Source organism: Streptomyces sp. NPDC104367, assembly GCF_055583825.1.
This window is the reverse complement of the sequence record NZ_JBVJND010000044.1, coordinates 27,549-39,828: the sequence shown is the minus strand read 5'-3', so window position 1 is coordinate 39,828 and position 12,280 is coordinate 27,549. Positions and strand designations below refer to the sequence as shown.

General features: G+C 69.6%; 11 protein-coding genes. All 11 read right to left on the bottom strand.

The features are described 5' to 3' along the window. Positions 1-5: 5 nt before the first annotated feature. The 11 genes from nuoL to ACZ619_RS40815 are packed head-to-tail and all read right to left on the bottom strand — an operon-like array spanning position 6 to position 12,273. Entirely contained in the window at positions 6-1,901 is a 1,896-nt protein-coding gene (nuoL, locus tag ACZ619_RS40865; RefSeq protein ID WP_469610556.1) for an NADH-quinone oxidoreductase subunit L, read from the bottom strand. Between the two features lie 14 nt (positions 1,902-1,915). Continuing rightward, positions 1,916-2,215 carry an NADH-quinone oxidoreductase subunit NuoK gene (nuoK, locus tag ACZ619_RS40860; protein ID WP_046726439.1) on the bottom strand — a complete coding sequence of 100 codons (300 nt, stop codon included), beginning with the start codon at positions 2,213-2,215 and terminating at the stop codon, positions 1,916-1,918. Next, positions 2,212-3,054 carry an NADH-quinone oxidoreductase subunit J gene (locus ACZ619_RS40855; protein ID WP_469610554.1) on the bottom strand — a complete coding sequence of 281 codons (843 nt, stop codon included), beginning with the start codon at positions 3,052-3,054 and terminating at the stop codon, positions 2,212-2,214. Before ACZ619_RS40855 ends, nuoK begins: the two co-directional genes overlap by 4 nt. Beyond that, positions 3,051-3,680 carry an NADH-quinone oxidoreductase subunit NuoI gene (gene nuoI / locus ACZ619_RS40850; RefSeq protein ID WP_469610551.1) on the bottom strand — a complete coding sequence of 210 codons (630 nt, stop codon included), beginning with the start codon at positions 3,678-3,680 and terminating at the stop codon, positions 3,051-3,053. Before nuoI ends, ACZ619_RS40855 begins: the two co-directional genes overlap by 4 nt. Beyond that, complete coding sequence (gene nuoH, locus ACZ619_RS40845; RefSeq protein ID WP_469610549.1) at positions 3,673-5,037, bottom strand: NADH-quinone oxidoreductase subunit NuoH; 1,365 nt, start codon at positions 5,035-5,037, stop codon at positions 3,673-3,675. Before nuoH ends, nuoI begins: the two co-directional genes overlap by 8 nt. Beyond that, a complete protein-coding gene (locus ACZ619_RS40840) occupies positions 5,034-7,538 on the bottom strand; it encodes an NADH-quinone oxidoreductase subunit G (protein ID WP_469610547.1) in 2,505 nt (834 codons plus the stop codon). The genes nuoH and ACZ619_RS40840 overlap by 4 nt, the downstream gene beginning before the upstream one ends. After that, positions 7,535-8,881, bottom strand: coding sequence for an NADH-quinone oxidoreductase subunit NuoF (gene nuoF / locus ACZ619_RS40835; protein WP_469610545.1), 1,347 nt, complete (start codon positions 8,879-8,881; stop codon positions 7,535-7,537). Before nuoF ends, ACZ619_RS40840 begins: the two co-directional genes overlap by 4 nt. Continuing rightward, positions 8,881-9,651 carry an NADH-quinone oxidoreductase subunit NuoE gene (gene nuoE, locus ACZ619_RS40830; RefSeq protein ID WP_469610542.1) on the bottom strand — a complete coding sequence of 257 codons (771 nt, stop codon included), beginning with the start codon at positions 9,649-9,651 and terminating at the stop codon, positions 8,881-8,883. Before nuoE ends, nuoF begins: the two co-directional genes overlap by 1 nt. Continuing rightward, entirely contained in the window at positions 9,648-10,982 is a 1,335-nt protein-coding gene (locus ACZ619_RS40825; protein ID WP_469610540.1) for an NADH-quinone oxidoreductase subunit D, read from the bottom strand. The genes nuoE and ACZ619_RS40825 overlap by 4 nt, the downstream gene beginning before the upstream one ends. Continuing rightward, positions 10,979-11,722 carry an NADH-quinone oxidoreductase subunit C gene (locus tag ACZ619_RS40820; protein WP_469610538.1) on the bottom strand — a complete coding sequence of 248 codons (744 nt, stop codon included), beginning with the start codon at positions 11,720-11,722 and terminating at the stop codon, positions 10,979-10,981. The genes ACZ619_RS40825 and ACZ619_RS40820 overlap by 4 nt, the downstream gene beginning before the upstream one ends. Next, positions 11,719-12,273: a NuoB/complex I 20 kDa subunit family protein gene (locus ACZ619_RS40815; RefSeq protein WP_469610536.1), complete on the bottom strand. Its 555-nt coding sequence runs from the start codon at positions 12,271-12,273 to the stop codon at positions 11,719-11,721. The genes ACZ619_RS40820 and ACZ619_RS40815 overlap by 4 nt, the downstream gene beginning before the upstream one ends. Positions 12,274-12,280 lie beyond the last annotated feature (7 nt).

Genomic DNA, 12,280 nt, shown 5'->3' with positions numbered 1-12,280 from the left:
CGGTATCAGACCGCCCTCATCAGCAGGGTCGCGGCGACCAGGAGGGCAGCGCCGCCGAACATCGAGACCGCGTACGAGCGCGCGTAGCCGTTCTGGAGCTTGCGCAGCCGGCCGGAGAGTCCGCCGACGCCCGCCGCCGTGCCGTTGACGACGCCGTCGACCAGGGTGTGGTCGACGTACACCAGGGAGCGGGTGAGGTGTTCGCCGCCGCGGACCAGGACGACGTGGTTGAAGTCGTCCTGGAGGAGGTCGCGGCGGGCCGCGCGGGTGAGCAGCGAACCGCGCGGGGCGACGGCCGGGACGGGTCGGCGGCCGTACTGGAGGTAGGCGATGCCGACTCCGACGACCAGGCAGACCATGGTGGCGCCGGTGACGGTGGTCGCGCTGAGCGGGGAGTCGCCCTCGCTGTGGCCGGTGACCGGCTCCAGCCAGTGCAGGAAGCGGTCGCCGATGCTGAAGTACGCGCCGCCGAAGACCGAGCCGATCGCCAGGACGATCATCGGGATGGTCATGACCTTCGGGGACTCGTGCGGGTGCGGCTCGTGGCCGTGCTCGTCCGGGTGCCAGCGCTTCTCGCCGAAGAAGGTCATGAGCATCACGCGCGTCATGTAGAAGGCGGTGATGGCCGCGCCGACCAGGGCGCAGGTGCCGAGGATCCAGCCCTCGGTGCCGCCCTTGGCGAACGCCGCCTCGATGATCTTGTCCTTGGAGAAGAAGCCGGACAGGCCCGGGAAGCCGATGATGGCGAGGTAGCCGAGGCCGAAGGTGACGAAGGTGACCGGCATGTACTTACGGAGGCCGCCGTACCTGCGCATGTCGACCTCGTCGTTCATGCCGTGCATGACGGAGCCGGCGCCGAGGAAGAGACCGGCCTTGAAGAAGCCGTGCGTCACCAGGTGCATGATCGCGAAGACGTAGCCGATCGGGCCGAGGCCGGCGGCAAGGACCATGTAGCCGATCTGCGACATGGTCGAGCCGGCCAGCGCCTTCTTGATGTCGTCCTTGGCGCAACCGACGACCGCACCGAACAGGAGGGTGACGGCGCCGACGACGGTGACGACGAGCTGTGCGTCCGGGGCCGCGTTGAAGATCGCTCCGGAGCGGACGATGAGGTACACGCCCGCGGTCACCATGGTCGCCGCGTGGATGAGGGCCGAGACCGGGGTCGGGCCCTCCATGGCGTCCCCGAGCCAGGACTGCAGCGGCACCTGGGCGGACTTGCCGCAGGCGGCGAGCAGCAGCATCAGGCCGATCGCGGTGAGCTTGCCCTCGGAGGCCTCGGTGGCGTGGCTGAGGACCGGGCCGAAGGCGAACGTGCCGAACGTCGTGAACATCAGCATGATCGCGATCGACAGGCCCATGTCGCCGACGCGGTTGACCAGGAAGGCCTTCTTGGCCGCCGTGGCCGCGCTGGGCTTGTGCTGCCAGAAGCCGATCAGCAGGTAGGAGGCGAGGCCGACGCCTTCCCAGCCGACGTACAGCAGCAGGTAGTTGTCGGCGAGGACGAGCAGCAGCATCGCCGCGAGGAACAGGTTCAGGTAGCCGAAGAAGCGGCGGCGGCGCTCGTCGTGCTCCATGTACCCGACCGAGTACAGGTGGATGAGCGAGCCGACGCCGGTGATCAGCAGGACGAACGTCATGGACAGCTGGTCCAGGCGGAAGGTGACGTCCGCCTGGAAGCTGCCGACGGAGATCCACGTCCACAGGTGCTGGGTGAGCGTGCGGTGTTCGGCGTTCCGGCCCAGCAGGTCGGCGAAGAGGGCCACGCCGATCACGAAGGAGGCCGTCGACAGGAGTGTGCCGACCCAGTGGCCGACGGCGTCCAGCCGGCGGCCGCCGACCAGGAGGACGGCCGCTCCGAGCAGGGGCGCCGCGATCAGCAGCGCAATCAGGTTCTCCACGATTCAGCGACCCCCTACAGCTTCATCAGGCTGGCGTCGTCGACCGAGGCCGAGTGGCGGGTACGGAACAGCGACACGATGATCGCGAGCCCGACCACGACCTCCGCGGCGGCGACGACCATCGTGAAGAAGGCGATGATCTGGCCGTCGAGATTGCCGTGCATGCGGGAGAAGACGACGAACGCGAGGTTGCAGGCATTCAGCATCAGCTCGATGCACATGAAGACGACGATCGCGTTCCGTCTGATGAGCACACCGGTGGCGCCGATGGTGAACAACAGGGCGGCGAGATAGAGGTAGTAGACCGGGTTCACTTGGACGCCTCCTCGGACCGCTTGAGGTTCGCCGGCTCGATCGGGGTCCGCTCCAGCCGGTCCTCGGCGCGCTGTTCCAGGGCCCGCAGGTCGCTCAGCGCTTCCGCGGAGACGTCGCGGATCTGGCCTCGGTCGCGCAGCGTCCTGCTGACCGTGAGCTCGGACGGGGTGCCGTCGGGCAGCAGACCGGCGATGTCCACGGCGTTGTGCCGGGCGTAGACGCCGGGGGCGGGCAGCGGCGGCACGTGCTTGCCTTCGCGGACGCGCTGCTCGGACAGCTCGCGCTGGGTCATGGCGCGCTCGGTGCGCTCGCGGTGGGTGAGCACCATGGCGCCGACGGCGGCCGTGATGAGCAGGGCGCCGGTGATCTCGAAGGCGAAGACGTACTTGGTGAAGATGAGGGCGGCGAGGCCCTCCACGTTGCCGTTGGCGTTGGCCTGGCCGATGCCGTCGAAGTCCTTGAGTGAGGCGTTGGCGATGCCCGCGAGGAGCAGGACGCCGAAGCCGGCCCCGCAGAGAAGGGCCAGCCAGCGCTGGCCCTTGATGGTCTCCTTCAGGGAGTCGGCGGCGGTCACGCCGACCAGCATCACCACGAAGAGGAACAGCATCATGATCGCGCCGGTGTAGACGACGATCTGCACGACACCGAGGAAATAAGCGCCGTTGGCGAGGTAGAACACCGCCAGGACGATCATGGTCCCGGCGAGGCAGAGCGCGCTGTGCACGGCCTTGCGCATGAAGACGGTGCACAGGGCGCCGATCACCGCGACGGTGCCGAGGACCCAGAACTGGAAGGCCTCGCCGGTGGAGGTGGTGTAGGCGGCGAGTTGCGGGCTCATGCCTGCACCTCCTGGTCTTCCGCCGCGCCCGAAGGCTCTGCCGACGGCTGCGGCTCCCCCTTGGAGACGGCGGTCTGCCGTACGGTGCCGGGCGCGGCCTCGGTCACCAGGCCGCGGTAGTAGTCCTGTTCGTCGGTTCCCGGGAAGATCGCGTGCGGGGTGTCGACCATGCCCTCGTCGAGGCCGGCGAGCAGTTGTTCCTTGGTGTAGATGAGGTTGGCGCGGCTGCTGTCGGCCAGTTCGAACTCGTTGGTCATCGTCAGCGCGCGCGTGGGACACGCTTCGATGCACAGGCCGCACAGGATGCAGCGGGCGTAGTTGATCTGGTAGACGCGGCCGTACCGCTCGCCCGGCGAGTAGCGCTCCTCGTCGGTGTTGTCGGCGCCCTCGACGTAGATGGCGTCGGCGGGGCAGGCCCAGGCGCACAGTTCGCAGCCGACGCACTTCTCCAGGCCGTCCGGATGGCGGTTGAGCTGGTGCCGTCCGTGGAACCGCGGGGCCGTGGTCTTCTTCTGCTCCGGGTACTGCTCGGTCAGCCGCTTCTTGAACATGGCCTTGAAGGTCACGCCGAAGCCGGCCACGGGGTTCTGGAAACCGGGTTGGGTCTCCTTGGGCTCCTCAGCCATCGGACGCCTCCTTTCCATCCGTAGATCCGTCACTGACAGTGTCCGGCCCGCCACTGACAATCAGCTCCCGCTCCCGGCGCGAGCCGCGCCTGGGCACCGGCGGCAGTTCCTGTCCGGGCAGCGGTGGTACGGGGAACCCGCCCGCCATGGGGTCGAACCCGGCCGGTTCGGCGGCGGACTGCGCGGCTTCCTTGCCCTTGTCGCGGAAGATGTCGGCGACGAAGGACAGGAGCAGCAGCGCGAGGACTCCGCCGCCGACGTAGAGGGCGATGTCGGCGAAGTCGTAGTTCTCGTTGCGGAGGGTCCTCACGGTCGCGACCAGCATCAGCCAGACGACGGAGACCGGGATGAGGACCTTCCAGCCGAGTTTCATCAGCTGGTCGTAGCGCACGCGCGGGAGCGTGCCGCGCAGCCAGATGAAGAAGAACAGCAGCAACTGGACCTTGATGACGAACCAGAGCAGCGGCCACCAGCCGTGGTTGGCGCCCTCCCAGAAGGCGCTGATCGGCCAGGGGGCGCGCCAGCCGCCCAGGAACAGGGTGGTCGACACGGCGGAGACGGTGACCATGTTGACGTACTCGGCGAGCATGAACATCGCGAACTTGATCGACGAGTACTCGGTGTTGAAGCCGCCGACCAGGTCGCCCTCGGACTCCGGCATGTCGAACGGGGCGCGGTTGGTCTCGCCGACCATGGTGACGACGTAGATGATGAAGGAGACCGGCAGCAGCAGGATGTACCAGCGGCCCTGCTGCTGTTCGACGATCGTCGACGTCGACATGGAGCCGGAGTAGACGAAGACGGAGGCGAACGCGGCGCCCATGGCGATCTCGTAGGAGATCATCTGCGCGCAGGAGCGCAGGCCGCCGAGGAGCGGGTACGTCGATCCCGAGCTCCAGCCCGCGAGGACGATGCCGTAGATGCCGACGGAGGCGACGGCGAGGATGTAGAGCATCGCGATCGGCAGGTCGGTGAGCTGCATCGCGGTGCGGGTGCCGAAGATCGAGACCTCGTTGTCGGCGGGCCCGAACGGGATCACCGCGATCGCCATGAAGGCCGGGATGGCCGCGACGATCGGCGCGAGGACGTAGACGGCCTTGTCCGCGCGTTTGACGATGACGTCTTCCTTGAGCATCAGCTTGATGCCGTCGGCGAGCGACTGGAGCATGCCCCAGGGGCCGTGCCGGTTGGGGCCGATGCGCAGCTGCATCCAGGCGACGACCTTGCGCTCCCAGACGATGGAGAAGAGCACGGTCACCATCAGGAAGGCGAAGCAGAACACCGCCTTGACGACGACCAGCCACCAGGGGTCGCGGCCGAACATGGAGAGGTCTTCAGCGGCGAGGTACGGGGTCATGCCTCCACCTCCTTGGGTGCCTCACCGGCGGTGGCCGCCGGGCCGATGCGGACGAGGGAGCCGGGGGACGTCCCGGTGTCGGAGGCGACACCGCCGCCGACGGAGTTCAGCGGGAGCCAGACCACGCGGTCGGGCATCTCGGTGATCCGGAGCGGGAGTTCGACGGTGCCGGAGGCTCCGGTGACGGCGAGCAGGCCGCCGTTCCCGACGCCCGCCTCGGCGGCCGTCGCGGCCGACACGCGCGCGTGGGCGGCGTGCCGGGTGCCGGCGAGGGCCTCGTCGCCGTCCTGGAGGAGACCCTGGTCGAGGAGGAGCCGGTGTCCGGCGAGCACGGCCTCACCGGCCGCGGGCCTGGGCAGCGACACCGAGCTCTCCATGGGCTCGGACGCCCTCGGACCGCTCCAGGCGCCGAGCCGGTCCAGCTCCGCGCGGGCGGTGCGCAGGTCCGGCAGGCCCAGGTGGACGTCCATGGCGTCGGCGAGCATCTGGAGCACGCGCGCGTCGGTGGGCGGGAGCCTGCGGGTCATCTGGTCGGGCTTGAGGGCGGCCTCGAAGAGGCGTGCCCTGCCCTCCCAGTTGAGGAAGGTGCCGGCCTTCTCGGGAACGGCGGCGACCGGGAGGACGACGTCGGCGTGCTCGGTGACCTCGCTGGGCCGCAGCTCCAGCGAGACCAGGAAGCCGACGCCTTCGAGGGCCGCACGCGCGCGTGCCGGGTCGGGCAGGTCGGCGACCTCGACGCCGGCGACCACCAGGGCGGACAGTTCGCCCCGGGCGGCGGCCTCGACGATCTGGCCGGTGTCGCGGCCGTAGCGGAGCGGGAGTTCGGCCACCCCCCAGACGGCGGCGACCTCCTCACGCGCGCGCGGGTCGGTGGCCGGGCGGCCGCCCGGCAGCAGCGACGGCAGCGCGCCCGCCTCGATCGCGCCGCGCTCGCCGGCCCGCCGCGGGATCCACACCAGCTGGGCTCCGGTGGCGGTGGCGGCCCGTACGGCGGCGGTGAACCCGCCCGCGGCGGACGCCAGCCGCTCTCCGACGACGATCACCGCTCCGTCGGCGCGCAGCGCCTCGGCGGCCAGGGTGCCCGGCTCTTCGAGGCCGACGCCGCTCGCGAGGGCGTCCAGCCACTCGGTCTCGGTGCCGGGGGCGGCCGGCAGCAGGACGCCGCCCGTCTTCTCCAGGCCGCGCGTGGCGTGGGTGGCGAGCGAGAACACCTTCTGCTTGCGCTTGCGCCAGGCCTTGCGCAGCCTCAGGAAGACGCCGGGCGCCTCCTCCTCCGACTCGAACCCGACCAGGAGGACGGCGGGCGCCTTCTCCAGGGCGGTGTAGGTGACGCCCGTACCGTCGAGGTCACGGCCGCGGCCGGCGACCCGGGCGGCGAGGAAGTCGGCCTCCTCGCTGCCGTGCACGCGCGCGCGGAAGTCGATGTCGTTGGTGTCGAGCGCCACGCGCGCGAACTTGCTGTACGCATAGGCGTCCTCGACGGTGAGCCGGCCGCCGGTCAGGACGCCGGCCCGGGAGCGGGCGGCGGCCAGGCCCCGGGCGGCGGCGTCCAGCGCCTCCGGCCAGGAGGCGGGTTCGAGGACGCCCTGGGCGTTTCGGACCAGCGGGGTCTCCAGGCGGTCCTTCTGCTGCGCGTACCGGAACGCGAAGCGCCCCTTGTCGCAGATCCACTCCTCGTTGACCTCGGGGTCGTTGGCGGCGAGCCGCCGCATGACCTTGCCGCGCCGGTGGTCGGTGCGGGTGGCGCAGCCGCCGGAGCAGTGCTCGCACACGGACGGCGAGGAGATCAGGTCGAAGGGCCGGGAGCGGAAGCGGTACGCCGCCGAGGTCAGCGCGCCCACCGGGCAGATCTGGATGGTGTTCCCGGAGAAGTACGACTCGAACGGGTCGCCCTCGCCGGTGCCGACCTGCTGGAGCGCGCCGCGCTCGATCAGCTCGATCATCGGGTCGCCGGCGACCTGGTTGGAGAACCGGGTGCAGCGGGCGCAGAGCACGCACCGCTCGCGGTCGAGGAGTACCTGGGTGGAGATCGGGACGGGCTTGGCGTAGGTGCGCTTCTTGCCGTCGAAGCGGGACTCGGCGTTGCCGTGCGACATCGCCTGGTTCTGCAGTGGGCACTCACCGCCCTTGTCGCAGACCGGGCAGTCCAGCGGGTGGTTGATGAGCAGCAGCTCCATCACCCCGTGCTGGGCCTTCTCGGCGACCGGGGAGGTGAGGTGGGTCTTGACCACCATGCCGTCGGTGCAGGTGATGGTGCAGGACGCCATGGGCTTGCGCTGGCCCTCGACCTCGACGATGCACTGGCGGCAGGCGCCGGCCGGGTCGAGCAGGGGGTGGTCGCAGAACCGGGGGATCTCGATGCCGAGTTCCTCGGCGGCGCGGATGACCAGGGTACCCTTGGGCACGCTGATCTCGGCGCCGTCGATCGTCAGCGTGACGAGGTCCTCCGGCGGGACCGCCGCCGTTCCCCCGGAGGAGGGGGAACTCGTGGTCACGGTCATGCGTTCACCTCCGGGCGGTCCGCCCAGGCCGTCGACTTGGCCGGGTCGAAGGGGCAGCCCCGGCCCGTGATGTGCTGCTCGTACTCCTCGCGGAAGTACTTCAGCGAGGAGAAGATCGGGGATGCCGCGCCGTCGCCGAGGGCGCAGAAGGACTTGCCGTTGATGTTGTCGGCGATGTCGTTCAGCTTGTCGAGGTCGGACATGACGCCCTTGCCGGCCTCGATGTCGCGCAGCAACTGCACGAGCCAGTAGGTGCCCTCGCGGCAGGGAGTGCACTTGCCGCAGGACTCGTGGGCGTAGAACTCGGTCCAGCGGGTGACGGCGCGCACCACGCAGGTGGTCTCGTCGAAGCACTGGAGCGCCTTGGTGCCCAGCATGGAGCCGGCGGCGCCCACGCCCTCGTAGTCGAGGGGGACGTCGAGGTGCTCGTCCGTGAACATCGGTGTCGAGGAGCCGCCGGGCGTCCAGAACTTGAGGCGGTGGCCGGGCCGCATCCCGCCGCTCATGTCGAGGAGCTGGCGCAGGGTGATGCCGAGCGGTGCCTCGTACTGGCCGGGACTGGCGACGTGGCCGCTGAGCGAGTAGAGCGTGAAGCCGGGTGACTTCTCGCTCCCCATCGACCTGAACCATTCCTTGCCGTTGTTGAGGATGGCGGGAACCGAGGCGATGGACTCGACGTTGTTCACAACAGTCGGGCAGGCGTAGAGCCCTTCGACAGCAGGGAAGGGAGGACGGAGCCGCGGTTGACCGCGGCGGCCCTCGAGCGAGTCGAGCAGCGCGGTCTCCTCACCGCAGATGTACGCGCCGGCGCCGGCGTGCACGGTGAGCTGGAGATCGAGTCCGCTGCCCAGGATGTTCTCGCCGAGGTATCCGGCCGCGTGGGCCTCGCGCACGGCCTCGTGCAACCGCCGCAGGACGGGGACGACCTCACCACGCAGATAGATGAAGGCATGCGACGACCGGATGGCGTAGCACGCGATCACGATGCCCTCGATGAGGCTGTGCGGGTTCGCGAAGAGGAGCGGGATGTCCTTGCAGGTCCCGGGCTCCGATTCGTCGGCGTTGACAACCAGATAGTGGGGCTTGCCGTCTCCCTGCGGGATGAACTGCCACTTCATCCCGGTGGGGAATCCCGCGCCGCCGCGGCCGCGCAGTCCGGAGTCCTTCACATAGGCGATCAGGTCGTCCGGCGACATGGCGAGCGCCTTGCGGAGCCCCTCGTACCCCTCGTGCCTCCGGTAGACGTCGAGCGTCCAGGACCGGTCCTCGTCCCAGAAGGCCGACAGCACGGGTGCGAGCAGCTTCTCGGGACTGGTGTCCTTGAGGTCGGGTACCACCGTCATCACTCCCCCTCCTCTGCGGACGGTGCTTCTTGCGGTCCCTGGGCGCGCGGATGGACCACGCGCGGAGGTGCGGTCTCTCCCCTGGCCAGGCGCAGGCCGACCAGTGAGGCGGGTCCGGCGCTGCCGCTCTCCTCGACGGCTCCGGGCCGTTCGTCGGGGAAGCCGGCGAGGATACGCGCGGTCTCCTTGAAGGTGCACACGCGGGCCCCGCGGGTGGGCTCGACGTCCCGGCCGGCCCGCAGGTCGTCGACCAGGCGCTTGGCGCTCGCGGGGCTCTGGTTGTCGAAGAACTCCCAGTTGACCATCACGACGGGGGCGAAGTCGCAGGCCGCGTTGCACTCGATGTGCTCCAGGGTGACCTTGCCGTCGTCGGTGGTGCCGCCGTTGCCGACGCCCAGGTGCTCCTGGAGGGTCTCGAAGATCGCGTCGCCGCCCATCACCGCGCACAGCGTGTTGGTGCAGACGCCCACCTGGTAGTCGCCGGAGGGCCTGCGCCGGTACATGGTGTAGAAGGTGGCGACGGCGGTGACCTCGGCCGTGGTCAGCTTCAGCACGTCCGCGCAGAACTGCATCCCGGTGCGGGTGACGTGGCCATCCTCCGCCTGCACGAGGTGCAGCAGCGGCAGCAGGGCGGACCGGGAGTCGGGGTAGCGGGCGATGATGTCGCGCGCGTCCGTCTCCAGGCGGGCCCGGACGTCGTCGGGATACGCGGGCGCGGGCAGTTCGGGCATGCCCAGGCTGATTCCGCGCTCCGAGGAAGAGGTGGTCACCGGTCGACGCCTCCCATCACGGGGTCGATGGACGCGACGGCGACGATGACGTCGGCGACCTGGCCGCCCTCGCACATCGCCGCCATGGCCTGAAGGTTGGTGAAGGACGGGTCGCGGAAGTGGACCCGGAAGGGGCGGGTGCCGCCGTCGGACACGGCGTGCACGCCGAGTTCGCCCTTGGGGGACTCGACGGCCGCGTAGGCCTGGCCGGGCGGGACCCGGAAGCCCTCGGTGACCAGCTTGAAGTGGTGGATCAGGGCCTCCATGGAGGTGCCCATGATCTTCTTGATGTGGTCGAGGGAGTTGCCGAGACCGTCGGGGCCCAGGGCGAGCTGGGCGGGCCAGGCGATCTTCTTGTCGGCGACCATGACCGGGCCGGGCTGCAGCCGGTCCAGGCACTGCTCGACGATCCTGAGCGACTGGCGCATCTCCTCCAGGCGGATCAGGAAGCGGCCGTAGGAGTCGCAGGTGTCGGCGACGGCGACCTCGAAGTCGTAGGTCTCGTAGTCGCAGTAGGGCTGGGCCTTGCGCAGGTCGTGCGGGAGGCCGGTGGAGCGCAGGATCGGGCCCGTCGCGCCGAGGGCCATGCAGCCGGCCAGGTCGAGGTAGCCGACGTCCTGCATGCGGGCCTTGAAGATGGGGTTCCCGGTGGCGAGCTTGTCGTACTCCGGGAGGTTCTTCCGCATCTTCTTCACGAACTCGCGGATCTGGTCCACCGCGCCGGGCGGCAGGTCCTGGGCGAGTCCGCCGGGCCGGATGTACGCGTGGTTCATGCGCAGGCCCGTGATGAGCTCGTAGAGATCGAGAATCATTTCACGATCGCGGAACCCGTAGATCATGATCGTGGTGGCGCCGAGTTCCATGCCGCCGGTGGCGATGCAGACCAGGTGGGAGGAGAGTCGGTTCAGCTCCATCAGGAGCACCCTGATGATCTTGGCGCGCTCGGTGATCTGGTCCTCGATGCCGAGGAGCTTCTCGACGGCGAGACAGTAGGCGGTCTCGTTGAAGAAGGACGTCAGGTAGTCCATGCGCGTCACGAACGTGGTGCCCTGGGTCCACGTGCGGAACTCGAGGTTCTTCTCGATGCCGGTGTGGAGGTAGCCGATGCCGCAGCGGGCCTCGGTGACCGTCTCGCCGTCGATCTCCAGGATGAGGCGGAGCACTCCGTGGGTGGACGGGTGCTGGGGCCCCATGTTGACGACGATGCGTTCGTCGTCGGCGCGGGCCGCGGACTGGACGATCTCGTCCCAGTCCCCGCCGGTGACCGTGTATACGGTGCCCTCGGTGGTTTCGCGGGCCGAGGCGGCCGCGGCTGCTGACTGTGTACTCACGAGTACGACCTCCGCTGGTCCGGAGCCGGGATCTGGGCGCCCTTGTACTCGACGGCGATGCCGCCGAGGGGGTAGTCCTTGCGCTGCGGGTGGCCCTGCCAGTCGTCCGGCATCATGATCCGCGTGAGGGCCGGGTGGCCGTCGAAGACGATCCCGAAGAAGTCGTAGGTCTCCCGCTCGTGCCAGTCGTTGGTCGGGTAGACCGCGACCAGGGACGGGATGTGCGGGTCGGCGTCCGGGGCGCTGACCTCCAGGCGGATCAGCCTGTTGTGGGTGATGGAGCGCAGGTGGTAGACGGCGTGCAGCTCGCGGCCCTTGTCGTGGAGGTAGTGGACGCCGCTGACGCCGGTGCACAGCTCGAAGCGGAGCGCCGGGTCGTCGCGCAGGGTGCGGGCGACGCGCGGCAGGTGCTCGCGTTCGATGTGGAAGGTCAGCTCGCCGCGGTCGACGACCGTCTTCTCGATCGCGTTGTCCGGGAGGAGTCCTTGTTCCTCCAGTGCGCCCTCCAGCTCGTCGGCGACCTCGTCGAACCAGCCGCCGTAGGGGCGGGTCGCCGGTCCCGGGAGCCTGACCGAGCGGACCAGGCCGCCGTAGCCGGAGGTGTCCCCGCCGTTGTCGGCACCGAACATGCCGCGCTGGACGCGGATCTCCTCGCCGCCCTGGCCGCGCTGGCCCGGGAGGTTGTCGGCGGCGAGGTCCTTCTCGGGGTTGACCCCGTTGTGGCCGTTCGCGTCGCTCACCGCAGCAGCCCCTTCATCTCGATCGTGGGCAGGGCCTTGAGCGCCGCCTCCTCCGCCTCGCGGGCCGCTTCCGCGGCGTTGACGCCGAGCTTGGAGGACTGGATCTTCTGGTGGAGCTTGAGGATCGCGTCCAACAGCATCTCGGGGCGCGGCGGGCAGCCGGGCAGATAGATGTCCACGGGAACGACGTGGTCGACGCCCTGGACGATCGCGTAGTTGTTGAACATGCCGCCCGAGGAGGCGCAGACGCCCATGGAGATCACCCACTTGGGATTGGGCATCTGGTCGTAGACCTGTCGCAGGACGGGCGCCATCTTCTGGCTGACCCGGCCGGCGACGATCATGAGATCCGCCTGGCGGGGTGAGCCGCGGAAGACCTCCATGCCGAAGCGTGCCAGGTCGTAGCGGCCGGCCCCGGTCGTCATCATCTCGATGGCGCAGCAGGCGAGGCCGAAGGTGGCGGGGAAGACGGACGCCTTGCGCACCCAGCCCGCGGCCTGCTCGACGGTGGTCAGCAGGAATCCGCTCGGCAGCTTTTCTTCGAGTCCCATGTCCAAA